Annotated in this window: 22 protein-coding genes and 1 riboswitch; of the genes, 8 read left to right on the forward strand and 14 right to left on the reverse strand. The window is 65.4% G+C overall.

Features of this window, described 5'->3' with window-relative positions:
• Nucleotides 1-84: 84 nt before the first annotated feature.
• From K1X11_RS21680 to K1X11_RS21695, 4 genes are all read right to left on the reverse strand, one after another.
• Complete coding sequence (locus tag K1X11_RS21680) at nucleotides 85-444, reverse strand: hypothetical protein (protein ID WP_221030402.1); 360 nt, start codon at nucleotides 442-444, stop codon at nucleotides 85-87.
• Nucleotides 445-563: 119 nt separating this feature from the next.
• Entirely contained in the window at nucleotides 564-2,597 is a 2,034-nt protein-coding gene (locus K1X11_RS21685) for a tetratricopeptide repeat protein (protein WP_221030401.1), read from the reverse strand.
• 74 nt (nucleotides 2,598-2,671) lie between these two features.
• Entirely contained in the window at nucleotides 2,672-3,250 is a 579-nt protein-coding gene (locus K1X11_RS21690; protein ID WP_221030400.1) for a thioredoxin domain-containing protein, read from the reverse strand.
• 70 nt (nucleotides 3,251-3,320) lie between these two features.
• Complete coding sequence (locus tag K1X11_RS21695; RefSeq protein WP_221030399.1) at nucleotides 3,321-4,241, reverse strand: AraC family transcriptional regulator; 921 nt, start codon at nucleotides 4,239-4,241, stop codon at nucleotides 3,321-3,323.
• Between the two features lie 109 nt (nucleotides 4,242-4,350).
• On the opposite strand from K1X11_RS21695, the gene K1X11_RS21700 reads away from it, so the two are divergent.
• Both K1X11_RS21700 and K1X11_RS21705 read left to right on the forward strand, forming a co-directional pair.
• On the forward strand, nucleotides 4,351-4,725 hold the full coding sequence (locus K1X11_RS21700) for a VOC family protein (RefSeq protein WP_221030398.1): 375 nt from the start codon (nucleotides 4,351-4,353) through the stop codon (nucleotides 4,723-4,725).
• A 111-nt stretch (nucleotides 4,726-4,836) separates the two neighbouring features.
• Complete coding sequence (locus tag K1X11_RS21705; protein WP_221030397.1) at nucleotides 4,837-5,982, forward strand: hypothetical protein; 1,146 nt, start codon at nucleotides 4,837-4,839, stop codon at nucleotides 5,980-5,982.
• A gap of 63 nt (nucleotides 5,983-6,045) precedes the next feature.
• Here the strand turns inward: K1X11_RS21705 and K1X11_RS21710 are convergent, their stop codons facing one another.
• From K1X11_RS21710 to K1X11_RS21730, 5 genes are all read right to left on the reverse strand, one after another.
• Nucleotides 6,046-6,591: a pyridoxamine 5'-phosphate oxidase family protein gene (locus K1X11_RS21710; RefSeq protein ID WP_221030396.1), complete on the reverse strand. Its 546-nt coding sequence runs from the start codon at nucleotides 6,589-6,591 to the stop codon at nucleotides 6,046-6,048.
• Nucleotides 6,592-6,669: 78 nt separating this feature from the next.
• On the reverse strand, nucleotides 6,670-7,068 hold the full coding sequence (locus tag K1X11_RS21715) for a DUF2007 domain-containing protein (RefSeq protein ID WP_221030395.1): 399 nt from the start codon (nucleotides 7,066-7,068) through the stop codon (nucleotides 6,670-6,672).
• A gap of 100 nt (nucleotides 7,069-7,168) precedes the next feature.
• Entirely contained in the window at nucleotides 7,169-9,253 is a 2,085-nt protein-coding gene (locus K1X11_RS21720; RefSeq protein ID WP_221030394.1) for a TonB-dependent receptor, read from the reverse strand.
• Between the two features lie 53 nt (nucleotides 9,254-9,306).
• Nucleotides 9,307-9,424: riboswitch (TPP riboswitch) on the reverse strand.
• 193 nt (nucleotides 9,425-9,617) lie between these two features.
• Nucleotides 9,618-11,429, reverse strand: a complete 1,812-nt coding sequence (locus K1X11_RS21725) for a hypothetical protein (RefSeq protein ID WP_221030393.1) — start codon at nucleotides 11,427-11,429, stop codon at nucleotides 9,618-9,620.
• An 83-nt stretch (nucleotides 11,430-11,512) separates the two neighbouring features.
• Nucleotides 11,513-12,931: a M20/M25/M40 family metallo-hydrolase gene (locus K1X11_RS21730; RefSeq protein ID WP_221030392.1), complete on the reverse strand. Its 1,419-nt coding sequence runs from the start codon at nucleotides 12,929-12,931 to the stop codon at nucleotides 11,513-11,515.
• 590 nt (nucleotides 12,932-13,521) lie between these two features.
• Between K1X11_RS21730 and K1X11_RS21735 the strand changes: the two genes are divergently transcribed.
• Entirely contained in the window at nucleotides 13,522-13,986 is a 465-nt protein-coding gene (locus K1X11_RS21735; RefSeq protein WP_221030390.1) for a hypothetical protein, read from the forward strand.
• On the opposite strand, the gene K1X11_RS21740 is transcribed toward K1X11_RS21735, so the two are convergent.
• Nucleotides 13,978-15,027: a hypothetical protein gene (locus K1X11_RS21740; RefSeq protein ID WP_221030389.1), complete on the reverse strand. Its 1,050-nt coding sequence runs from the start codon at nucleotides 15,025-15,027 to the stop codon at nucleotides 13,978-13,980. The genes K1X11_RS21735 and K1X11_RS21740 overlap by 9 nt on opposite strands.
• A gap of 137 nt (nucleotides 15,028-15,164) precedes the next feature.
• On the reverse strand, nucleotides 15,165-16,601 hold the full coding sequence (locus K1X11_RS21745) for an MATE family efflux transporter (RefSeq protein WP_221030388.1): 1,437 nt from the start codon (nucleotides 16,599-16,601) through the stop codon (nucleotides 15,165-15,167).
• 208 nt (nucleotides 16,602-16,809) lie between these two features.
• Between K1X11_RS21745 and K1X11_RS21750 the strand changes: the two genes are divergently transcribed.
• On the forward strand, nucleotides 16,810-18,078 hold the full coding sequence (locus K1X11_RS21750; RefSeq protein WP_221030387.1) for a S8 family peptidase: 1,269 nt from the start codon (nucleotides 16,810-16,812) through the stop codon (nucleotides 18,076-18,078).
• A 98-nt stretch (nucleotides 18,079-18,176) separates the two neighbouring features.
• Here K1X11_RS21750 and K1X11_RS21755 read toward each other — a convergent pair whose 3' ends face one another.
• Genes K1X11_RS21755 through K1X11_RS21765 form a run of 3 tightly spaced genes read right to left on the reverse strand, consistent with a single transcriptional unit; the run spans nucleotide 18,177 to nucleotide 20,375 of the window.
• A complete protein-coding gene (locus K1X11_RS21755) occupies nucleotides 18,177-18,614 on the reverse strand; it encodes a DUF1801 domain-containing protein (RefSeq protein ID WP_221030386.1) in 438 nt (145 codons plus the stop codon).
• 16 nt (nucleotides 18,615-18,630) lie between these two features.
• A complete protein-coding gene (locus K1X11_RS21760) occupies nucleotides 18,631-19,935 on the reverse strand; it encodes an RNA polymerase sigma factor (RefSeq protein ID WP_324726040.1) in 1,305 nt (434 codons plus the stop codon).
• Nucleotides 19,936-19,994: 59 nt separating this feature from the next.
• Nucleotides 19,995-20,375 carry a YciI family protein gene (locus tag K1X11_RS21765; RefSeq protein ID WP_221030385.1) on the reverse strand — a complete coding sequence of 127 codons (381 nt, stop codon included), beginning with the start codon at nucleotides 20,373-20,375 and terminating at the stop codon, nucleotides 19,995-19,997.
• A gap of 175 nt (nucleotides 20,376-20,550) precedes the next feature.
• Here K1X11_RS21765 and K1X11_RS21770 point away from each other — a divergent pair, with 175 nt between their 5' ends.
• Genes K1X11_RS21770 through K1X11_RS21785 form a run of 4 tightly spaced genes read left to right on the forward strand, consistent with a single transcriptional unit; the run spans nucleotide 20,551 to nucleotide 22,940 of the window.
• Nucleotides 20,551-21,498 carry an SRPBCC domain-containing protein gene (locus K1X11_RS21770; RefSeq protein WP_221030384.1) on the forward strand — a complete coding sequence of 316 codons (948 nt, stop codon included), beginning with the start codon at nucleotides 20,551-20,553 and terminating at the stop codon, nucleotides 21,496-21,498.
• A gap of 35 nt (nucleotides 21,499-21,533) precedes the next feature.
• Entirely contained in the window at nucleotides 21,534-21,962 is a 429-nt protein-coding gene (locus tag K1X11_RS21775) for a DoxX family protein (RefSeq protein ID WP_221030383.1), read from the forward strand.
• A 21-nt stretch (nucleotides 21,963-21,983) separates the two neighbouring features.
• Complete coding sequence (locus K1X11_RS21780; RefSeq protein ID WP_221030382.1) at nucleotides 21,984-22,517, forward strand: SRPBCC family protein; 534 nt, start codon at nucleotides 21,984-21,986, stop codon at nucleotides 22,515-22,517.
• A 60-nt stretch (nucleotides 22,518-22,577) separates the two neighbouring features.
• Nucleotides 22,578-22,940, forward strand: coding sequence for a DUF1428 domain-containing protein (locus K1X11_RS21785; RefSeq protein ID WP_221030381.1), 363 nt, complete (start codon nucleotides 22,578-22,580; stop codon nucleotides 22,938-22,940).
• Nucleotides 22,941-22,977: the final 37 nt, after the last annotated feature.

The raw sequence follows: 22,977 nt of genomic DNA on the forward strand, positions 1-22,977 counted from the left end.
ATGGCGGAGGCTTAGTGTCACGCATCTACAACAAGCAAGGCTTTTATTGTAGGCGTGTGACAACAAGGCCGGAGCCAGCGGAAATCAGGCGAGGGTGGGGACGCGGTCGGTGTGGGCCTCGGTGGGCTCAAGCAAGGGGATCACGATGTCGTGCACCGCCTGCACGGAAACGCGCAGCTGCAGGACGCGGCGACTGAAGTGGCGGTTGGCGGAGTCGCGGCGGAAGTCGCTCGTCTCGACTTTGAGTTGCTGCCGTGAACGCACGCGTCCCACGCAATCGAGAAACAGAAGATCGGGCGTGAAGTGCTCGGGGGAGAAACGCTGCAGCAGCGGCCGCAACCAGCGGGCCGGGCCGTGGAGCGTGCGCGCGAGCAAGTGGTGGGTGAACGCGGCGGACTCGATGCCGAAGTGGGCGCAGTAGGTTTCGATAACGGGAGAGGCCATCTGGTGTATCGTGCGCAAGGGATGCACAAAAGGTGCCGCGCGATTTCCGTGAGATGCGCTATCTTTATAATCGAGGGCTTTCCCTGATCGAAACCTGGCTCAAATGGACGGTGTTGGGCCTAGAGATTCTCCGCGCGTGACTCCAATTGCTCTGCTTCGGTCACCTGACCGGCTTGGCGCAGCTGCTGGGCGCGTGCGCGCAGGAGCTTGGCGGCGACGGCGCGTTGGGCGTGGGCGGCGGTCGTGTCGCCGCGGCGTTGCGCCAGTTGGGCCAGGCTGAGGTGGGCCTCGACGTGGAGGCGGACGGTGTTGGGTCCATCGATCTGGCCGTCGACCTGGATCGGCGCGGCGAGGGTCGCGGTGAACTGTTCCTCTGCGCTGCGCGTGCGGCCGACGGCGAGCAGGGTTTGGCCGAGCTGGAAGCGGTAGCGCGGATCGGTGCCATGCCAAGCGAGGCCGGCTTCGAGGGTATCGACGGCGCGGCGGGCCTGGCGTTGCTGCAACTGCAGCGAGGCGAGTTGCACGCGCGGATCGAGGGCGGCGGGCAGGTGCTCGAGGGCGGCGGAAAGTGTCGCGATCGCGGCGGCGGGATCGTCGGACCGGACCTGTAGGCGGGCGAGGTTCAGGTGCGGTTCAAGCAGCGTGGGATCGATCTCACGGACTTGGGCGTAGAGCGCGCGGGCGGCGTCGAGCTCGCCGCGGCGTTCGCGCAGGCTGGCCAGGTTGTTGAGCGCGAAGGGATGCTCGGGCGCGACGGCGAGGACGTTCTGGTAAGCGGCGATGGCGTCGGCGACGCGGCCCTGTTGATCGATGGCGACGGCGAGGTTGAAGAGGGCGTCGGGGGAGGTGTCGCCGGAAGCGATTTGGTAGCGCGACTGGGTTTCGTGGAACTTGGGCAGGTCGGTAGCGCTATCGAGCAGGAACTGAATCGCGATGGAGCCCATCTCGTCGAAGGAACTGTTGCCGGCGTGCACGTCGATGGGAGGGTGGTGCGGGTTCCGGGGATTGGCGGCGCTGTTGTCGTAGGTGTAGCGCATGTCGATGCGCGTGCCGGCGGGCAGGGGCAGCGGTTCCTCGTAGCGGTAGTCGCTCTGCCAGTTAAAATCCCAATCGGGGATGTGCAGCAGCCAGCGCTGCTCACCGTCGGGCAGCGTGGCGGTGATGCGCATGTCCTGGCCGAGGTAGTGGGCGTGTGGATACATGCCCAGCACGGCGGCGTCGGCCGGGAGGATGATCGATTCGGCCACCACGATGCCGCGTGAGCCGGCGGGCAGATAGATATCGTCTTCGCGCAGGAGCAGACTGAAGCCGGTGTGGGTCGGCGGCTCTGTGGCGAAGTGAAGTCCGATGCGCGGGGCCAGTGGCTCTGGGCGACCGGAGGGGAGCAGGTGCAGTTGCAGGACGAGGTCGGTGCCGGGCTCGACGGCAAAGGCGGTGCCGGGATGGACCTCGTAGGGATGTTGGCCGGGCGTCCAGCCAATGATGTGACCGTTAGGGTGAACGCCGCCGCCGGTGTCCATGGAGGCAAAACCGGGACCAGGATCGGCGGCGTCGAGCATGCGACTTTCGTCGGTCGAATCGAAGGCGATGATGGCGTGGTGCACGACCAGCGCGGACTCGGGCAGGAACTCAACGGCGCGGATGTAGCGGCGTTCGTCGAGCGGCAGGCGAATGACGAAGTTGCGAAAAATGTCGGTGCCTTCGGCGGGCACAACAAAGGGGTCGTCGAAGGTGACCTCGAGGTCGGGTTCGCCGAGGGTCCAGTCGCCGGTGGGCAGCGGCGGGGGCGTAAAGGCATCGAGGTCGCCGGACGGCGCACCGGCTTCGTGCCAGGCTTGGAGCGTGGCGATGGCGGCAGGGGAGAGGCGGCGTTCGCCTTGGAGGGCGGGGCCGTGGTTGGGATCGGGTTTCCACGGCGGCATGTAGCCGGAGGCGGTGACCTCGGCGATCTGACGCGCACGGCGGCGCGCCTCGCGGTAGGTGACGAGCGGGAACGGACCGATGCCGTCGGCGCGGTGACACTCGACGCAGTTGGCCGCAAGAATGGGTGCAACATCGGCGACGAAGGTCGGCGGGTTCTCGGCGAGCGCGGCGAGAGGGAAGGTGAAGGCGGCGAACAGATGTCGGAGTCGGGCGTAAAGCCCGACCCACAAGGGAGCGGGCGAGCAACTCGACCATGTGGGTCGGGCTTTATGCCCGACAGCGTGGGAGCGGCGAAAGCGGCGAATCACGGCCGGGGCAGGTAACAACCGATGGCTTTGGTGCGGGTCAGCGACGGCAGATGGCCGGCGATGATGGTGTCGAGCGTTTCGCGCAACTCGGAGGCCGTGGGGGCGGGGCGGTATTTGTTGTAGCCCTGATACTGGTCATCGATGCGGCCGCGATAGACGAGTAGCGGGGCGGATTCCGGCGCGGGGCGCATGAACACGGCGGCTTCGGGCGTGACGTCAGCTCCGGCGAAGTCGGCGATGGCGAAGTCGCGGTCGATGACGGTCGGCAGGCCCGAGAGTTTAAACTCGGTCTGGTTAGTGCGGATCGCGGCGGCATCGGCCAGGTTGTCGGCGTAGACTAGCCACAGCGCGATGTTGTGATCGGCGCAGTCGGCGGCGAGGCGACGAATCGTCGGCGCGTAGCGATTGGAGATCGGGCAGTCGGGCGCGACGAAGATGAACACGATGGCGTCGGCCTCGGCGGACTCAGTCCACGGCGAGAGAGGTTCGTTGGCCAACGATGTGCCGATGGGCAATTCGGCGGCTGGGCACAGCGCAGCACAGAGGGCAAACAGGAGAACGGGGTAGTTTCTCATGATGGGGTGGCGGCACGCTAGAGCCGCGAGGGTGGGCGGGACAAGCGCGGGAATGAGCGGGGAGATGGCCTTAGGCGCGGGTCACCGGCAGTTGCAGGCGCAATTCAAAGTGCTCCATGCCGTGGGCGAAGGGCCGACCGATCCACGCCTCGAAGCAGGGCTCGTCCGTCGGCACGCACCCGCTGCTCGGTAGCCAGGTGCCGTAGAGCCAGTCGAGGGCGCGCATCTCGAGATCGATGCCACCGCGCAGTTCGAGCTCGGCCACGGTCATGGCGGGGAAGGTGAGGCGGCTCACCTCGCCATCGGGTAATGCGGTGATGGGCGGCACTTCGAGGCCGACGTCGTAGCGGCATTTTTCCGGCGGCACGACTTCGGGGTCGTCCCACGTGTAGCCCAGCCATTGACCGTCGGCGAGGCCGCGGGATTCCGCCCACGCGAGGAGTTCGGCGGCGGCAGTGGTGACGGCACCTTCGCGGTAGGAGTTGTGAATGCGCCGGTAGGCGACGGTGCGCGGCGGCAGGTCGCGGAAAGTGACGGCGAAGTGGTCGGGGTTTTCGCCGGGCGGCAGGCCGTCGAGCAAGTGGCGGTGGTCCGAGTCGGCCACGTAGTCCTGCCAGCGCTCGCGTTGGTGGCGACGGAATCCGGCGACGTCAAACTGACTGGGGGGCACGCCGTAGTGTTGTTTAAAACTGCGCGAGAAATCGGTGGAGGAACCGAAGCCGCAAGCGAGGGCGATCTCGGTGAGCGACGCGGCATTGCGGGGGCCGGCGGGACGGCGCTGCGTCATGAGCGTGACCGCGCGCTCCAGGCGCAGGCGCTTGATGCAGGCGTTGAGCGGCTCGCCGGTTTGGAAACGAAAGATGCGGTGGAAATGAAACGGCGAAAAGCACGCCACGCGGGCGACGTCCTCCAGCGACAAAGGTTGGTCGAGGTGCTGCTGGATGTAGTCCAGGGCGCGGTTGATGCGCTCGGGGTAGGTCGTCGCGGCCACGGGGCTGATCCGAGCGCTTTAGCAAGATTTGTAAAGCGTATGGTCCGGCTCCTGCGCTAGGATGGTGTCGTTCCCAAACAACCCGTCCCTCTCAACCCAGATCCCTATCATGCAACTTGGTGCTTTCTCCGTTTCCCTCGCCGTCAAGGACATCGCCGCCTCGCTGGCCTTTTATGAAAAACTCGGATTCGCCCAAGTGGGCGGTGAGCTGGAGCAGAACTGGCTCATCCTGCGCAACGGCGACACCACGCTCGGCCTGTTTCAGGGCATGTTCGAAAAGAACTGCCTCACCTTTAACCCCGGCTGGGACAGTAAGTGTGAAGCGCTGGCGCAATTCGACGATGTGCGCGCGATTCAAAAGCACCTGCAGGATGCCGGGGTGGAGCTCATCGAAACGGCCGACGCCGACGGCAGCGGTCCCGCCCACATCACGCTGGTCGACCCCGACGGCAACCCCGTCCTTATCGATCAGCACGTTGGCTGAAGGTGGGCCGTTGCGCGGGGATCGCGGGGGCGGTAGCGTGGCGATTCAGTCATGCGAATTCCCCTGAAACCCCTCGCTCGGGCCGGCGCGTTGCTTGCCGTGATTCCCGCTATGCTTGTCGCGCAATTCCGCGACGACTTTAACCACGGTCCGATTGAGGGCTGGTTTGGTGTGACCGGTGATGGTGACGCCAAACTGGAGCTGGTGCCGATGGACGGGTTTCTGCGCATGAAGATCGATGCCACCGCCGCGCCCGAGGTGGTGTGGTATAGCTTCATCAAGCGCGACGTGACCGATTCACTCGATCTGGCGAAGTTGGCCAATCCCGCCTACGAACTGCGTGTCGAGGCGCGGGTGCGCACACACGTGGCTCCGCGTCGCGTAAACTTCATGCTCAATACCTCGCGCACCACCAACTACCACGAACACCTGCGCGAGTATGACATCGGCACGGCGAACGAGTGGCAGGTGATCAGCTTCCTCACCGATAGCTTCGACGCCAAACCCGGCGACCAGGTGTTTGTGCAGTTCTGCGCGACGGACTTCGGGCCCGACACTTACGAAGTCGATGTCGACTACTACCGCGCTGACGTCGTGAAGAAAGCATCGTCCGGGCGCGACTTGGGCGAGCCGTTGATCCATCATCCGCCAGTGCTGCCGATCGATGCGTTTACGCATCACGTGCCGGTTACTCACGACAGTGTGGTCAGCACGAGTTTCCCCACCGTGAACTATGCCGACTGGCAGGTGGGGTTGCCGGGCGGTGAGCGCGCTGCGGTGCTCAACATCGCCAACGACCTATGGCCGGTGCTGCGTTGGGACTTTGGGGACCTGGCGAAGGCCAAGGCGACCAGCCAAGGCATGGTGGAACTCACGACGGCGTCGCTGGCGTCGGGTGGTGATTACCGCGCTGCCTTGGGCCGCGATTTCGGCGAGGAATTTGGCAAGGTGCGGCTTATCGAGATCCTGCGCGGCGATGCCGCGTGGGATGAAGCGGCAGTGACCTATGCGAACCTCACGGGCGGCGCACCGTATGCCGAGGTGTTCAACACCCAGATGGTCATCGACCTGCCGCTGGCGGCCGAGCCGGGTGGCAAAACCTATTTCATGCTGCCGCGACCCGTGATGCAGCGTCTCCTCGACGGAACCACCAAGGGTCTGGTGCTACGTCCGCTGGGGGCAGTGGCCGCGGCGGTGTTTGCGTCGGAGCAGACCGACGGCAGCGGGCCGGTGCTGCACTTCAGCACGCAGGAATGAGCAGGGCGTTTCCGATCCGTTGAAACGACGCCGTCCGGAGGCCGGCGTCCACCTTTCTCAGCATCAGCTCAGGATGTGGGTCGGTTTGCCGTCGAGGCTGACCTGGTTTTTCTCTGTCCAATAATTTTGGATACCGTCGGGGCCCTTGGTCGTGGCCCAGTTGCTGAGTTGTTCGCGCTCCTCCTGATAATCGAAGAAAGGCACGGCCATGCCGCAGGACGTTTGGACGAGTTCGATTGAGACGTCGAAAATTTGGCGGGCGCCGGGCAGGGGTGTGAAGCGGCTGTAGTGCTCGACCCATGACGCATCGCGCGGATGGATGGCCGTGGCGGTCCCGTAGAGGCGGAGGATGAGCGGTTTGCCCTCGAAGGCGCAGAACATGATCGTCATGCGCTGGTTTTCGAGGAGGTGGGCGGCGGTCTCGTTGCCGCTGCCGGTGGTGTTGAGCCACATGACGCGGTGGGGCGACAGGACGCGAAACGAGTCCATGCCCTTCGGCGAAATGTTGACCCGCGTGTCGGGACCGCCGGCGGTGCCCACGAAGAAGATTTTCTGGCGACCGATGAACTCGATCTGCGGAGCGGGGATGTGGTCGAAGCGTTGGCCCATGGGGCCATGCAATTCGCCTGCGCCGGCTGGTCAATCGCCCCGGCAGCGCAATGGCGCAACCGGGCGGACGTTACAGTTTTAGTTTTCGTCCGTGGGAACGCCGATGCGCCGCACGTCGTGGGTGCGTCCACAGTCGCGGCAGTGCACGCGCACTTTGGCACTGGGCAGGGGCAGTTGAGCGATGAGCAGAGCGAGCGCGCTGACTGGGCGCAGGGGGGCCACGGCGAGGTCATGGGAGCCGCAGTGTGGGCAGACGAGCACGCCGTCTTCGCTGGGCTCGCTATCGAGTAGAGCGCGGGCGACATCGGCCTGATCGTCGGGCACGTCGATCTTTACGCCGCCGAGGGCATTGGACCACATCCAGTTGAGTTGCAGGGTGGCGTCGTCGCGAGCCACGGCGTCGATGCCCGCGTCGTGCAAACGCGAGAGCGGCACGTGGGTCTCGGCCGGCATGGAGTAAGTGGCGACCGTCTTCATAGCGGGATCGTTTCTATCCCAGAAGGTGGTGACGGACAAACAAAACAGCCCGCGGCGGAAAGGCGCGCGGGCTGGTGCTGTTTTGGGACTTAGGTCCGCCTCAGAAGGAGTAGCGGACGGTGGCGCCGAGTTGGCGGGGGTCGGCGGGGGACTCGTAGCGTTTGTCGAGCCAGTCGGGGCCTTCGTTGGCGAAGTAGAAGATGCGTTTTTCGTAACGCTCATCCAGGAGGTTGCGCGCCCAGAGCGTGATGGCCCAGGGACCCGTGCGGTAGCCGATAGAGGCGTTTACGACGTTGAAGCCGCTGCGGGTTTCGTTGTGCGTGTTGGACTCGTAGTAGCTGTCGCGGCCGTTGAGTTCGGCGCTGGCCCAGAAGCCGTTGCCGGCGTCGTAGCGGCCGCCGAGCGAGTAGGTCGTGCTGGGCACGTTGGCGAGCTCGCGGCCGCCGGCGGGGGACTGCGCGGTGTTGGTGAGCGTGAAGGGATCGAGGTGCGAATCCATCAGACCCACGCTGCCGTAGGCGGTGAAACCGTCGGCCAGCAGGGCGGTGAAGCTGGCTTCGGCGCCGGTGATGTAGGCGCTCTCGCCGTTGTCGACGAAGTAGGTGAAGGTGCCGCCGAAGCCGGCCGAGTCGCGCACCTGCGGCGTGTCGCGGTCGAGGTAGAAAGCCACCACTTCGCCGGAGAAACGTCCGTCGGCGCTGCGGGTGCGCAAGCCGAGTTCGTAGTTCCACATGATCTCGGTGACGTAGGTGTCGGGGCCTTCGTCGGGCACGACGAGGTAGTTGTAGATGTTGACGCCGCCCGCCTTGTAGCCGCGGGTGATGGAGGCGAAGCCGAGGGTGCGTTCGCCGAGGTCCTGCTCGAGCACGAGCTTGCCGCCGACGAGGGTGTCGGAGAAATCGAAGGCGCCGCGGAATTCGACGTCGGTTTCCAGATCGTAATCCTCCACACGCAGACCGGCGATGAGGCGGGTGGTGTCGGTGAGCTGTTGTCCCCACTGACCGAATACAGCGGCGGTGGTGGCGTCGTAACTGGTGTTGGCGTCACCGAAACCTTCGGTGAGGAAGGTGTCCTCGTTGAGGGTTTCGTAGTAGGCGCCGACCGTCCATCTGCTCGATTCATCGGCCGAGGCACCATCGAGCCGGAGTTCTTGGTTGAAGGTGTCGCGGTCGCGGTGGAACTCGAGGAAGAGGTCGTAGCCGCGCGGATCGGCGGCGTCGGTCCAGTCGGAGTCGTAGCTGTAGAGCGAGTCGGCCAGACCGAAGCTGGTCTTGGTGGTGAAGGTGAAGGTTTCGCCGAAGTAGCTGCCGCGGAGGGCGGCGGCGAAGGCTTCCTGGGTGTCGTAGCCGGGCTGGTCGGAGTAGGTGGTGAACTCGGTGTTATCGAGGGTGAACTCGTCGTAGCCGTTGTCCTGTTGGGCGTAGAAGGTAGTGAGGTCCCAGCGCCAAGCGTCGGTCGGATTCACGCGCAGTTTGAAACGCAGGAAGGTCTCATCGATGCGGTTGGTGTCGTCGCGATTGAGGAAGGCGTTGTGACGCCAGCCGTCGGCGGTGACGCGTTGGGCGGCGAGACGGAACATGGCTTTGTCGGGCTCGTCGCTGTTGATGGGTCCGCCGAAGGCGACACCGCCGCTGAGGTGGTTATCGTCGGCGACGGTGGTTTCGACGTAGCCGGTGTAGTGCGGCGTGGGCTCGGCGGTGACGATCTTGATCACGCCGCCGGCGGCGTTGGCGCCGAAGGCACCGGCCTGCGGACCGCGCAGCACTTCGACCTGTTGCGCGTCGAAGAGGGTGGCGGCGCTGCCGAGCCCGGTGAAGTCGAGGTCGTCGATGAGGAAACGCACGGAGGAGTCGGGCGATTCACCTTCGAATTGGGAGTTCTCGCCGACGCCGCGAATCTGGAAAAAGCGTGGGCGGGAGGTGCCGGCCGCCCAAGTGAGATTGGGGGTGGCGTTGATGAGGTCGCCGAAGTTGGCGGTGCCATTGGCGGCGAGATCGGCCGGTCCGAAGACGGTGGCCGATGCGCTGGTGCGGGCGAGTTCGGAGGACCACAGATCGGCGGTCACGATGAGCTCGTCGAGTTGCTGCACGGGCGTGGCCGGTGCGATTTGGGCGACCGCGGACGTGGCCGCGGTGGCGAGGGCGAGCAAGCTGCCGAAGGCAGGGTTGCGGAGGGAGGGTTTCATGTTGGATCTCAATTTTGGTGGATTTGAGATCCGGCGTCTGGGCGCTGAAACGGAGGTGCTATGGTTCCTTTTCCTACGCCGGTATCAACCGGATCAGGTTCAAAGGGACCGCCACGCTGCCGAAGCGTTGTGGACATCTCAGACCCATGCGGGTCGCCCCTAAGGACGTCGCCACCAGACGCGCGCCGGGTCGGCGCTGTCAACGTGGTTTTCGATTTTATGTCGCCGAGGACCAGCTAGGCGAGTCGAGCGGGATGGCGAGAATGGCCTGAAGTAGAGTTACGCAAAGCGCTATACATCAGGGGGAAACAAACCAATGTTCGTATTGCGAACATTGGTGAGCGGGCCGAGTGGCGGGGGGAGGTTAGTTGCCGCCGCCGGAGTCCGAGTTGGTGGTCTCGTCGGATTTTTTGCCGCCGAGGAGGCCACCGAGGCCGTTGAGCAGGCCACCGGCTTTGTCGCCGAGTTTGTCGCCGACCTTGTCGCGCAGCAGCTGGGTGCCGGCTTGTTTGGCGATGCGGGTGACGAGGTCGGGGTCGACGCGGATGGCGGGGTTTTCCAAGGACCCGCGCAGGCCGACCGGCAGGCTGAAATTGTTGAGCGGGACGTCCTTGCCGACGAGGTGGGCGGTGGTGTCGTGCAGGGTGAGTTCCATGGGCACATCGATGGTGCCGTCGGTCGCGTCGTAAGAGCCGCTGAGGTTGATGTCGACGGTGCCGCCTTCGAGGAGAGGCGTGCCGCTGCGGGAGGACTTGAGCGCGCCGGCGAGTTTCTCGGTGGGCAGGCCGCGGTAGCGGGCGGTGAGTTCATTGCTCACGCCAGCGGCGACGGAGAGGGCGAGGGTTTGGCCGGAGGAGGTGATTTCGATGCGAGACGGGGTGTCGAGCAACCACGGTTGGGTGGCGAGGTTGTGACCCTGAATGGATAGGGTTTCGCCGTTGGGCAGCCAATCGGCGCGCACGCCGGTGGCGTCGAGTTCACGCACGACGAAGAGAGGCGTGTCGGCGACGAGGTGGCCGGCGTCGACGCGGGCGTAGCCGCGCTCGGCGGCGATGCGTTCGAGGCGGTCGGACCAGGTCTCGCCGTCGTCCGTGGTGGTGGGGGCTTCGGCGGGATCGCCGGGGGTGATGCGGTCGAGCCACTTTTTGACTTGGGCGAGGCGTTCGCGCCAGACCTGCGCGTTGGTGATGTAGTCGTCGATCGATTCGGCGTCGGGCAACTTCACCCACGGCTCGTCGGTTTCGGGGGCGGGCACGGTGCGTTGACCTGGCACGCGGCGCGGTGTCTGCAGGCGGGCTTCGTGGAGGACGAGGCGGTCGAGGCTGATGCGTTTGCGCAGCAGGTCGCTGGCGCTGATATCGGCTTCGACGCGCGCGGCGGTGAGCAGGTTGGAATCGAGCTGATTGGGATCGGCCATGGCGAGGCCGGTGACGGTTAGGCGGCCGGCGGCGAGATCGAGATCGGCCGTTTCGATGTCGACGGTGGCGCCGTTGGCGCGGGCGAGGCCGTCGCGCAGCGAAGTGGTCACGATGGCGGGAGCGAAGAACTTGGCGCCGACGACGATGAGCACGACGGAGAAGATGACGAGCGCGGCGCCGAGTGGGCGAATGGGATTGCCGATGCGTTTCTGGGCGAGGGCGGCGTAGTCGGGATCTTTGAGTCCACCGCCGGCGAGCAGGAAGACGCTCCAGCGCACCCAACCGCGGTCGGCCCACTTACGGTATTTTTCGGAGTTTTCCCGCGAGTTGGCCATGCGTAGTCGAAATCTGGTGACAGCGCGACTGACGCCGAGTCCGGCGAGTCCACCGAGGAGGAAGCCGAGCAGCAGACCGCCGGTGGTCGCGTAGTTTTCAACGCCGAGGAGGGCGAGCACCGGGGCGTTGACGATGGCGCGGAAGAGACCCTCCAGCGGACCGTCGATGAGAAAACGGCCGAGGTGGAAACTCAGCGGCAGCAGGGCGAGGGAAAGGAGCTTGGCGAGTGCGCCGACGACGGCGGCAAGAAAGAGATTGGCGTTGAGCAACACCAAGGTGAGCGCCAGCAGGACGGTGAGACCGGGGGCGGTGCCGAAGCCGGGCAGGAAGCCGAGCATGGCGCCGAGCACGCAGCCGGCGATGAGTTGGAAGGGCGTGGCTTTGCCGCGAAGAATCGCGCCGATTTTGCGGGTAATGAGCATGGGTCAGGGAGGATGGACTCCCTCGTAGACCGGCGTGCGGCGGATCGGCTCCCGCGCAGGCGGAATTTCCCGGCGGCGGGCGGTCAGTCGATGTTGGCCATCAGCCAGGCGAAGGCGACGTAGGCGGCGACGTTTTGGCGGAGTTTGACCGGGTCGATTTTGTCGAGGGTGTCGTTGGGGGTGTGATGGTAATCGAAGTAGTCCCAGCCGTTTTGGCGCAGAGCAAAGGGCGTCGCGCCGCCGGGCACGAGGGGACCGATGTCGGGGCCGCCGGTGGTCTCGTTGGTGCCGCGACCGACACCGAGCGGCTTGAGCAGGGTGTAAAGGTGTTCGCCCCAGTAGGTGCGCTCGGGCGGCAGGTTGGTGTCGAGCCGCCAGATGATGTCGGCGCCAAAATCGGATTCGGCGGCGGCCACGTGTTGCGGCAGGGTTGCGGCGTGAGCGGCGGCGTAAGCGCGGCCACCGCGCAGGCCGACTTCCTCGGCGCCGAAGAGCACGATGCGGACGGTGCGGCGGGGTTGGAGATCGTGCTCCAGCAGGAGGCGGGCGGCGGCGGTGACGATGGCCACGCCGGCGCCGTCGTCGATGGCACCGGGGGCGAGGTCCCAGCTGTCGAGGTGGGCGCCGAGGAGCACGATTTCTTCGGGGTGGGTGCGGCCGGGGATTTCGGCGATCACGTTGCCCGAGGGCATGGGGCCGAGGATTTCGGTGTGAAGTTTGAGGCGCACGGAAACGTCGCCGCGTTGGAGGGCGCGGGTGAGTTGATCGGCATCGGGCGCGGCGAGGGCGGCGGTGGGGATGCTGTGGCCGACGTCGCCGTAACCCATGGAGCCGGTATGGGCGAAGCGGTGGTGGCTGGTGCCGACGGAACGGATGAGCGCAGCGATCGCGCCGCGGGCCTGGCCGGCGGTGGCGGCTTGGTAGCGTTTGCGCACGGCGTTGCCGTAGCCGGAACCGTCCTGGGTGCGGGTCATGGTTTCGTCGACGAAGACAATGCGGCCGGCGAGGGCTTCGGGCGCGTCGTCACTGGCGAGCAAGGCGTCGAGGGAATCGAAGCGGGCGACGGTTCCGGTGAGCCCTTCGGCGGGCGTGGGCACGGAGTTGCCGAGGGCGGTGACGGTGAGGGCCTGGGGGAAGGGCGCGGTGATGGCGGCCGACTCAGCGTGGCGTTCCCAACCCTCGATCTCGAAAGGTTCCACGCGCACGTGGCTGAAGCCGAGGTCGGTGAGTTTGGCGGTGGCCCAGTCGCGGGCGCGGGCTTCGGCAGCGCTGCCGGCGAGACGGGGGCCGACCTCGGTGGTGAGGCTTTCGACGAGGTTGTAGGCGAGCTCGGATTCGAGGGCGGCGGCGATCAGGGTCTCGGCCTGTTGGCGGAGTTGCGGATCGAGTTCGGGTGGGTCGGCGGCGACGGTTTGGTTCGCGAAGGCGAGGGCGAGCAGGGCGGTGGGAACGGCGAGGAGGCGACGGTCGAAGCGCATGATGTGGTGGGTCGCAGCGACCATGTTGATCGGGGCCGAGATGGCGAGAAGGACCGGACGCGGGATCGGGGCGTTTCATCGCGATGGGACGGTGATTGATCGCGGAGGACTCGCGGGGCAGGCGAGGGCGGGTGAAGTGTCGTGTTGATGCAGCGATCGAAACAACGGGCACGCGGGCGCAGGCGAAGCGTGCGGGCGATGCGGGTCATGTTGCTGACGGGGTTCGTGGTGGGCTCGGGCTGTGTGCGCTCGAATCTTACGCCGGAAGGCAAAGCGTTGCGCAGCGAGCATTACGAGACGGTCTACAGCCTCGGCAGTCACATCCCGAAGCGAGTGGCGCGCGGGGCAGAGGTCGAGCGCAACGACGGGGCCAGTCCTGTGGCTGTACTGGAGGGGGAGGCAGCTCGAGATGCGGTGCGCACGATGCAGCGGAAGAATTGAGCGAAGCGTGCAACGTGCACGGAGGTGAGGGTGAGGGCCGTGCAGGATGCATGGCTGGGGTGGGCGAGGTAGGTGGGGGCCAGTTTGTAAGATGATGGAAGATAGAGCGATAAGGTTTTCCTAGAGGGGAGTGGCACCGGCCAAGCTGTTTCGCGGATCACTTAACCAAAGTCATGGTCGCTCTATCCTCTTCCTCCTCAAAAATCCGCCACGCGATCGGCAGCTGTTACAACAGTGTCGATGCCTTGATTGCCGCTACCCGTGCTGCCGAAGCGCAGGGGCTCGCTTATGATGCTCGCCGCATCTCCTCGAAAATTTGGTTGCTGGCACTGGAGCTGGAGAGCTTCCTGCGCCGCCGCGGTTTGAAGCGTGGGCACGTGTCGCGCGACGGTTCGTATCAGCCCAGTCCGAGCGATTTCGACGGCAGTGATCCAGAGACCTTGATGCGTCGCTGTGAGGAGTATGTCGCGGCGATCGAGGACGAATGCACCGGCATCCTGGCCGAGGTGGATAACCCGCAGGTGTATGCCTTCATCCAACGCCAGATTCAGGATATCCGTCGCCTGCGTCGCGCGATCTTGCCGACCAGCGTGCGGGTCAAATTTGGCAACGAAGTGCCGGCCGCGCAGTCAGCCTGAGGTCGGGAGGGCGCGCTCGACCATGTGCAGCACATCGGCCGGACGCAGGTGGGGGTGTTCGGCGATGAGGTTGCGCACGAAGCGCAGGTGGTAAGCGCGATCGTCGACCGCCCACGGGGCCCGTGAACCGGGGGCGAGGGCGTCGATGCCGCGGTTTTCGCGCTGGCGAATTTTCAGCAGGCTCTCGTGCAGGCTGGTGGCGGTGGTGGGCTGATCGTTGCCGTCCATGCGCAGCAGCACACGTCCGTCGGTTTGGGCGCGGAGGCGGACGATTTGGGCGTAGGGATTGGTGGCTTCGGTGTGTTTGCGCTGATCGAGCGGGTTGAGGATCTTGGCGTCGATCAGGTGGCGGCGCAGGCCGGAGGCGGCGGTCTGACGGTTGAGCAGAAAGGGGTCTTGGGACACGTTGCCCGAGGTGAGCTCGTTAATGATGTCGAGGTCGTCCTGGGTGAGGACTCGGTAGAGTTCGAGCAGGTCGATGAGGTGATTCTCGAGCAGCAGGAGGAGGGCGGAGAGGAAGGTGGGTTCCTGACGGTGGAGGCGATCGAGCAAGGCCCGGACATCGGCAGAGGTGCGGGCGAGAGCGGGGGGCAACTCTCCCTGCTGGGCGGCGACGACCAGACCGCGGGCGACGCGGTGCGGCATCGGCGAATCGTAGAGGCTGCGCAGTTCGGCGAGGTGGGCGGGAGAGGGCTCGGGCGGGCGACCGTCGAGCCAACGGAGCAAGTGATCCAGCCAGTGACGGGCGGTGGCCTGCTCGGCCGATCGCACGTAGAAAATGATCCAAGCATCATCGTCGGAACAACCCGCCGTCCACGGGAAGGAGGCGGTTTCGAGCACCGCGCGCGCGAGCAGGTCGGCGTCGCTGTCGTGGCGCTCAAAAGCCATGAGCGCCCAGCAACCGGGGGCGATTTCCATCTCGGCGCCGTAGTCGGCCAGTTGCTCGGCGAGAAAGGTCTTCAGGTGGGTTTCGCCCACCGCCAAGGCGTGGTCGGAGAGGGGACAGGACGGCAGCGGCGGAAACGGGGAAGTGGTCGACACGGGGCAGGGCGGGCTGGAGACGTGGCGACATATAGTAGGTAGAAGACCCTACTGTAAAGACCCCAAATAGTGCCTGGATGCGCCGCGTGGGGCGCGAGAGGCGAGGGGATCCACCTCAACAAGCGAGTTTGCCGCTTCTAGACGACGTGAGCCTTCCAGTGGCCGGCGCGGAAGAGGAACCAGCTCCAGATCGTCAGTGCGCTGAACGCGATCGGCACGGCGATGTAAACGCCAGTGGGACCGAGCCCGAGCGGACTAGAGAGCAGCCACGCCAGTGGCACCTGCCCGAGCCACATGGTGAAGAAGTTGAGGCGGGTGGGTGTCCAGGTGTCGCCGGCGCCGTTAAAGGTGCCTTCAAGGCACATGCCGGCGGCGTAAAGCGGGAAGGCGAGGCTCACGATCCAGAGGGAGCGCACGCCCTCGGCGAAGACGGCCGGGTCGGTGGTGAAAGCGCCGATGATGATGGGGCTGAGTGCGATGAAAACGACGCCGACGAGGCTGAGGAAAATCACGTTGTAGCGGGTGGCGATGCGCACGGCGCGCTCGGCGCGATCGGGTTGGCGGGCGCCGAGGTTTTGGCCGACGAGGGTGGCGCCGGCGTTGGACAGTCCCCATGCGGGCATGAGCGCGAACATGATCAGGCGGATGGCGATGGTGTAGCCGGCGAGGGCGGCGCTGCCAAAGACGGCGAGGATTTTGAACAAGCCGACCCAGCTGGTGGTGCTGATGAGGAGCTGGGCGATGCCGTTGCCGGAGGTGCGTAGGATGGTGGCGGCCTCGGCGCGCGGGCGCAGGTCGGACCAGTGCAGTGTGATGCGGCCCTGTCCGCGGGTCAGATGCCAGACCTGGTAAACGATGCCGATGCCGCGGCCGAGGTTGGTGGCGACGGCGGCGCCGGTGAGGCCGAGTTCGGGGAAGGGTCCCCAGCCGAAGATGAAGCACGGGTCGAGGATGAGGTTGAGACCGTTGGCCAGGATGAGCGTGCGCATGGCCAGCGCCGGATCGCCCGCGCCGCGAAAGATGGCGTTGATGAGAAAGATGAGGAAGACGGTCGCGTTGCCGCCATACATGACGGTGGCGAAGGGCCGGCCCAGTTCCACGACCTCGGGCGTCGCGCCCATGAAGGCGAGCAGGCGACCGGCGTTGAGGCCCATGATGACGCCGAGCAGGGCGGAGAGTCCCACGCCGAGCAGAATGATCTGGCCGGCGGCCTGGGCGGCGCGCGCCGTATCCTTTTCACCGATACGCCGGGAAACGATGGCGCCGGCGGCGAAGCAAATGCCGATGGCGACCGCGTAGATGAGCGACATGACCGACTCGGTGAGGCCGACCACGGCGATGGCCTCGCGGCCGAGACGGGACACCCAGAACACGTCGGCCAACGCGAAGAGCGATTCCATGATCATCTCCATCACCATGGGCACGGCGAGGAAGAGCACGGCGCGTTTGAGCGGCAGCGTGGTGTAGTCATGCGCCACGCCGCGCAATGCATCCACAATGGCGCGACCGACCGAGACGGGTTGGTCGTCGGATTCGGGCGAAGGAGGAACAGGCGTGGGTTCGGGCGCGGACATGGAGGGTGCGAAAAGGGAGACGGTCGAGGCGGTGCGATTGTCAAATCGTTGGCGGCGACGAAGGGAGGGGCGGATTCGTCGAGTGCGCGGGAAATGATCCCGGTTCTTGGTCGCGACTTCCCGCGTTCGGCGGGCGGCGCCGCGCTAGGCTACGGAAGCTCCCGGGCGGCGGCTCCGCCCGTCCCACCTCACTGAACTGGAAGAACCCATGAAAACCAAATATCTGATTCTGCGCAGCGATCCGCTTTCGAGTAACTTTCCCCATCTGGCGGGGATGAACCCCAATCTCGCCGATATCGGCCATGTGCCACTTTTCGGCGCATTCGGCACCCCTGGTGGCCGTGCCGGTGGCGACCGCGACGACGATGCTCCGTTTGAGCGCGAGCCTAAGTTGGAACTCGACGAGTTTGACGTGAGTCGGGCGGAGAATGTCCGCCGAATGAACGACGTGGTGGGGTTGGCCCCGGTCATGCCCACGCGGTTGATTGCTCCATTGCAAAACCTGCCAGCGAGCACCTTGCCGTCGGCGGCTACGCACACCTGGGGGGTCGAAGCGGTGAATGCCTTGAGTTCGCCCTGTGACGGTGCCGGACTCACGGCGGCGGTGCTGGACACCGGTATCGATCGGGCGCATCCCGCGTTTGTCGGCGTAAATATCGTGGAGGAGGACTTCACCGGACAGGGGAACGGCGACAGCCACGGCCATGGCACGCACTGCGCGGGCACTGTTCTCGGCCGGGCGGTCGGGGGCAAACGGATCGGGGTGGCTACGGGCACCACCCGTTTGCTCGCAGGCAAGGTTCTCGGGGCGCAGGGCGGCGACACCGCGTGGTCGATCGACGGCATCCTGTGGGCAGCCCGCAACGGTGCCAGCGTGATCTCCATGTCGCTCGGAATCGATTTCCCCGGCTACGTGGACTACCTCCAGCAACAGGGCCTGCCCGTGAATCTGGCGACCTCCTTCGCGCTCGAAGGCTACCGGAAGACCATTCTGATTTATGAGAAGCTCGCGGGCTTCCTGAAAAACCAAGCGTTCTTTGGCCAGACTTGTCTGATCGTGGCGGCGGCGGGCAACGAAAACCAACGCTTCCAGAATCCGACGTGGAATATCTCGGTCGCGCCGCCGGCGGTCTCGGAAGGCATCCTTTCCGTCGGCGCGCTCGGTCAGGGGCAGCACGGTTTGCAGGCGGCGGACTTCTCGAACTCCGGGCCCAATTTCGCGGCCCCCGGTGTGGCGGTCGAATCGGCGGCAGCCGGCACCCCCGGATTGGTTTCGTGGGCCGGAACCAGCATGGCGACGCCGCACGTGGCCGGCGTGGCGCTGTTGTGGGCGCAGTGGCTGCAGGCCCGTAATCAACTCACGCCGCAAAACCTGGAAGCACGGCTGTTGGCTTCGGCAGTGCTTTCGCCGCTCGCATCGGGTTACGAGCCGGCAGATGTGGGACTGGGGCTGGTGCAGGCTCCGCAGACGGTGTGAGTGTCGTCTGAAGTGCGACCCCGCGGTGCGTTGAGAGCGCGCCGCGGGTTTAAAGGCAGGGTGGTTTTTCCCACTGCGACGAGTTGGCAGCGCTGAGGTCAATGGCTGGTTGGCCCAACCTCGTCGCGCAGGCGGGCGGCCCAGGCCTGCAGGATGGCGGTGAAGGCGGGCGTGTGTGCCTCGAGCTCGGCCAGGCTGCGAAAGACGGCGATGGCGCGATCGGTGGACTTCCATTGCAGCATTCCGGTGGGATCGTCGACGTAGGGTTGGGACGGAGCCGACCGAACTTTTGCGCCGCGGTGCAGGACGAGTTGCACCTCTCGGGGGCGGCGCAGGTGGAAGGTGGCGAACCACTCCCCGCAATGGAAACTCGGGGCATTCCATTTGATGCCCTCGGTGGCGACCGGCACGGCGGTGAGTAGGGTGGTGCGCACGGCGCGGACGACGGGCAGAAGCGGATGCGGGCAACTCGCCAGAAACGCGCTGACGGCGGCCGGGTCGTTGGGTTCGGAGGATGGGGTGGCGCGGGCGGGCATGGGCGGCGGACGGACCTCAGTCGGAGCACGCTTCGAGGCGTTCTATTTCCCGGGAAAGGTGGAGTTGTTCCGGAGCGACGCGGGCGAGGGCCAGGGCGCGGCGGAAACTCGTGGTGGCGGCGGCGTGCTGACCGAGGCGGGCGTGCAGTTCTCCGCGCACGGCGTGCAGGAGGTGCTGGGTGGCGAGTCGGTCGACGTCGGGGATGGCGTCGATGGCATCGAGGCCGGCCTGCGGTCCGTGGCAATTGGCGACGGCCACGGCGCGGTTGAGGGCAACGACCGGCGAGGGTTTGAGCTCCAGCAAGGCGTCGTAGTGCGCGAGGATGCGGGCCCAGTCGGTCCCGGCGGAATCGGTGGCGATGCAGTGGCTGGCGGCGATGCCGGCGTGCAGATGGTATTCGGTGAGTTGGTTCCCGGCGGCGGCGCGGGCGAGGTGTTGCAGGCCGGCATCGATGGCAGCTTGGTCCCACGTGCTGCGGTCCTGATCACCGAGGCGGAGAAGCGTGCCGTCGGCGCCGAGGCGGGCCGGAAAGCGCGCGCTGTGCAGCAGCATGAGGGCGAGCAGGGCATGGGCCGCGGGACGGTCGCCGATGGGGTGAGCGAGCAGCATGCGGGTGAGGCGAATGGCCTCGGCGCACAGGTCTTCCCGGAGCAACTCGTCGCCGAGGGAGGCTTTGTAACCCTCGTTGAAAAGTAGGTAGAGGGTGGCCAACACGCCATCGAGGCGGGCGTCGAGTTCGCGCTCGGCGGGCAGGGCGAACTCGGCTTGGGAGTCGCGCAGGCGCTGCTTGGTGCGGGTGAGCTGCTTTTCGATGGCGGCTTCGCTGGCGAGGAAGGCGCGGGCGATCTCCGTGAGGTTAAATCCGCACAGGGTTTTGAGGGCGAGCGCGGCCTGGGCGTCGAGCGGCAGGGTGGGGTGGCAACAGGTGAAGAGCAGGCGCAGGGTGTCGTCGGCGATGACGTTATCCGGATCGGGGGCTGCGAGGTCGGCGGCGCGCTCGGTTTCCGTGAAGGTGAGCGCGTCTTGTTTCGCGGCGGAGGTGTGGTCGCGGCGCAAGGCGTCCAACACGTGATTGATAGCGACGCGGCTAATCCACGCGGACGGATTGGGCGGCACGCCGCCCATCGACCAGTGGCGGAGGGCGCGCAGCATGGCCTCCTGCACGGCATCTTCGACGAGGGTGAGGTGATGGACGCCGAAACGGCGGAGCAGGGCGCCGTGGAGTCTGCCGGATTCCTCGCGGAAAAAATGCTCCACCAAGGCACCGGGTTGCGCGGTGTCCTCGGCGACGGGCGCGGTATGGCGAAGGGGCGGCGGCACCGAACTCAGGTTTTGGGATTTAGGATTTAGAATTTAGGATTTCCGTCGCGGAGCGGCGGTCATGCAGGGCCGGTGACCACGCCGAGGTGGCAAGTCGGGGGCATCGGGCGCACCTCGATGATGAGACCGTGTTCGAGTCCGGGATGCTGTTGGGCGATGGCGGTGGCTTCGTCCAGGTCGGCGACGTTGAGCAGCACGTAGCCACCGACGGCTTCGTTGCTTTCGGCGAAAGGACCGTCGGTGACGCGTTTGCCGCCGGGGCCGGATACGAGGCGACCGCTGAGCTCGAGGGGACGGCCGTCGAGGGCTTTGCCGGCGTCGCGCAGACCGACGAACCAGGCGTTCCAGCGTTCGATCAGATCCTGGCGTTCGTCGGCACTCAGGTGGGCGTGGGTTTCAGGACCAGTGTTGCGGAAGAGGAGGAGGTGGGGATGGGACATGAGGTGAGGGGGCGATGGGGAGGAGGAGGGCTCGGTGGGTCTACTGCATCACAACGGGCGGAGGAAAGCGGAGCGGACATTTTGCGAAAAATATGTCCAAAGGTGTCCGGATTCACGGTGCCCCGCCGTTGAAGTTGCAACACCGCGGTGTTTTGCCGCCCACCCGTTCCCCGCCATGAGCCTTGCCCCTGATCCAAACTACCGCGTGCCGCAAGCCGCCTCGCCCGATCACGAAATCCTGACGGTTCACTCCCTGCCGTATCCGCGTGCCCGGGTGTTTGCGGCCTGGACGCATCCCGATCTGCACGCCCAGTGGTGGGGGCCGGCGGGGTTTACCAACACGTTTTACAATTACGATGTGCGGCCGGGGGGCGAGTGGCGTTTCACCATGCACGGTCCCGACGGCACGGACTTCGAGAACCACAGCGAGTTTGCCCACGTGGTGGAGGGGGAGTGCCTGGTCTTCGACCATGTGACCAATCCGCAGTTCACCGTGGTGGTGCATTTTAGCGATGACGGCGACGGCACCCGGCTGGAGTGGCACATGATCTTTGAGGATGCCAAAACCTGCGCGGCTATCCGGTCATTTGTGGGCGACAAAAATCAGGAGAACCTCGCGCGTCTGGAAGCGTTGTTGCGGGACACGCCGGCGGACGCGGCCTGTTGGCGGGAGCTGGTGGTGCTGCGAGAGTTTCCGGTGGCGCCGCAAGCGGTGTGGCGCGCGCTCACGCAACGCACGGCGGAGTGGTGGTGCCCCCGGCCCTGGACCACGCCGGTGGTGGACTGGGATCTGCGGGCTGGCGGTCGTTGCCGCACCGTGATGCGTGGACCCGGTGGTGAGGAGGTCGACCTGATGGGCACGATTCTGGAGGTGACGGAAAACGAACGCCTTGTCTTTACCGACTCGATCAAGCCGGGGTGGCAGCCCGCGAGCGAAACGTTCATGATCGGAGTCTTTGAACTCTCGCCGTTGGGCGAGGGCGGCACGTCGTATCGCGCCAGCTCCCGGCACTGGACGGATGAGGCGACGGCGCGTCACGCGACCATGGGCTTTCGTGCGGGTTGGGGCGCGGTGGCGGATCAATTGCTCGAAGTGAGCCGCGACGAAGCGGGGCGCGCCTGAGTTTTCCTGGTTAATCCAAACGTATTCAAAATATTATGACGGATACTCCTCCTGCGCCCAAGTGGCTCCGCGTGCTCACCCACATCGTGCGCGTTTTGCTCGGAATCGGTTGCACGATTTTTGGTCTCAACGGTTGGTTCAACTTCATCCAGCCGCCGCCGGATCTGGTGCTGCCGGAGAAGGCGATGGCCTTCTCGATGGCGTTGATGGAGACCGGCTACATGATGCCGCTCATCGGTGTCACCCTGTTCCTGCCGGGTCTCCTGTTGCTGGCCAATCGTTTTGTGCCGCTCGCGCTGGTGGTGCTGGCGCCGTTCTTCGTGAACTCGGTGGCCTTCCACGTGGCGCTGGAGCGCACGGGTCTGCCCAACGCGTTGGTGTTTGTGGCGATGTTGCTATTTCTCGCCTGGCGCCACCGTGCGGCTTACCGCCCGCTGTGGGTCGCGAAAGGGGCCCTGAACTGAGGCCCGTGACTGTTTTTCCCCATGAGTAATACAATGATCCTGTTGGTGATCGCCGTGGTGTTGGTGGTCGTGTTTGTGGTGTTGGTCTGGCGGCAACCGCAATGGATTCGGTGCACGCGATCCGCGACGGTGGGCGGCACGCCGGAGCAGACCTTCGCCCTGATCAACTCCCTGCCGGAGTGGCAGAAGTGGTCGCCGTGGGAAGGCTTGGACCCAAACATGCAGCGCACTTTCAGCGGACCGCCGTCCGGGGTGGGCGCGGTCTATGCCTGGAATGGCAACGCCAAGGTCGGTGCAGGGTCGATGGAGGTGGTGGAGAGCATGCCGAGTGAGCGCGTGAAGCTGGAGCTGGTGTTCCTGAAGCCGTTTGCGGCGACCATGATGGTCACCTTTGAGCTGGCGGCGACGACCGGCGGAACGCTGGTCACCTGGACCTCGGAAGGGCCGAACAGCACGCCCGGACGGATCATGGGCGTGTTCTGCAACATGGATAAAATGATGGGCGACTCCTACGAAAAAGGCCTGGCCCAACTTGATGCGGCCTTACGCGGGTGAGCCGTCGCCTCGGTTGGAATTTTTCTCTCAACCCTAACCTGAACCTCAACAACGTAACCAATGCCTGAATACGTAGATGGATTTGTCGTCGTGGTGCCCGCCAACCGCATCGCGGACTATACAAAAATGTCGAAGCAAGCAGCCAAGGTCTGGATGGAATATGGCGCGCTCGATTACCGCGAAAACGTGAGTGATGATCTCGAAGTGGATTTCGGAAAGACGTTCACCAAACTCACGAAGCGGCAGGACGGTGAGGTGGTCGTGTTTGCGTGGATCACCTATAAGTCGAAGGCGCAGCGGAACGCGGTGAACAAAAAAGTCATGGCCGACCCGCGCATTGCGGCCATGTGCAATCCGGAGTCGTCGCCCTTTGATCCGAAGCGCATGAGTTATGGTGGCTTCAAGACGATCGTAAAAGTCTGAGCCGGTCCGCCAAAACCGCACGGATGATCAAGTCACG

It is taken from the genome of Actomonas aquatica (assembly GCF_019679435.2).
In the GTDB taxonomy this organism is placed as follows: Bacteria; Verrucomicrobiota; Verrucomicrobiia; order Opitutales; family Opitutaceae; genus Actomonas; species Actomonas aquatica.

Bases quoted from the DNA above. Each gene is read 5' to 3' on its own strand.
- K1X11_RS21715 (WP_221030395.1), bottom strand. From the start codon at position 7,068: ATGAAGACGGTCGCCACTTACTCCATGCCGGCCGAGACCCACGTGCCG.
- K1X11_RS21680 (WP_221030402.1), bottom strand. From the start codon at position 444: ATGGCCTCTCCCGTTATCGAAACCTACTGCGCCCACTTCGGCATCGAG.
- K1X11_RS21755 (WP_221030386.1), bottom strand. From the start codon at position 18,614: ATGCCCGCCCGCGCCACCCCATCCTCCGAACCCAACGACCCGGCCGCC.
- K1X11_RS21780 (WP_221030382.1), top strand. From the start codon at position 21,984: ATGAGTAATACAATGATCCTGTTGGTGATCGCCGTGGTGTTGGTGGTC.
- K1X11_RS21785 (WP_221030381.1), top strand. From the start codon at position 22,578: ATGCCTGAATACGTAGATGGATTTGTCGTCGTGGTGCCCGCCAACCGC.
- K1X11_RS21705 (WP_221030397.1), top strand. From the start codon at position 4,837: ATGCTTGTCGCGCAATTCCGCGACGACTTTAACCACGGTCCGATTGAG.
- K1X11_RS21750 (WP_221030387.1), top strand. From the start codon at position 16,810: ATGAAAACCAAATATCTGATTCTGCGCAGCGATCCGCTTTCGAGTAAC.
- K1X11_RS21720 (WP_221030394.1), bottom strand. From the start codon at position 9,253: ATGAAACCCTCCCTCCGCAACCCTGCCTTCGGCAGCTTGCTCGCCCTC.
- K1X11_RS21765 (WP_221030385.1), bottom strand. From the start codon at position 20,375: ATGTCCCATCCCCACCTCCTCCTCTTCCGCAACACTGGTCCTGAAACC.
- K1X11_RS21730 (WP_221030392.1), bottom strand. From the start codon at position 12,931: ATGGTCGCTGCGACCCACCACATCATGCGCTTCGACCGTCGCCTCCTC.
- K1X11_RS21770 (WP_221030384.1), top strand. From the start codon at position 20,551: ATGAGCCTTGCCCCTGATCCAAACTACCGCGTGCCGCAAGCCGCCTCG.
- K1X11_RS21745 (WP_221030388.1), bottom strand. From the start codon at position 16,601: ATGTCCGCGCCCGAACCCACGCCTGTTCCTCCTTCGCCCGAATCCGAC.
- K1X11_RS21710 (WP_221030396.1), bottom strand. From the start codon at position 6,591: ATGGGCCAACGCTTCGACCACATCCCCGCTCCGCAGATCGAGTTCATC.
- K1X11_RS21725 (WP_221030393.1), bottom strand. From the start codon at position 11,429: ATGCTCATTACCCGCAAAATCGGCGCGATTCTTCGCGGCAAAGCCACG.
- K1X11_RS21775 (WP_221030383.1), top strand. From the start codon at position 21,534: ATGACGGATACTCCTCCTGCGCCCAAGTGGCTCCGCGTGCTCACCCAC.
- K1X11_RS21735 (WP_221030390.1), top strand. From the start codon at position 13,522: ATGGTCGCTCTATCCTCTTCCTCCTCAAAAATCCGCCACGCGATCGGC.
- K1X11_RS21700 (WP_221030398.1), top strand. From the start codon at position 4,351: ATGCAACTTGGTGCTTTCTCCGTTTCCCTCGCCGTCAAGGACATCGCC.
- K1X11_RS21690 (WP_221030400.1), bottom strand. From the start codon at position 3,250: ATGAGAAACTACCCCGTTCTCCTGTTTGCCCTCTGTGCTGCGCTGTGC.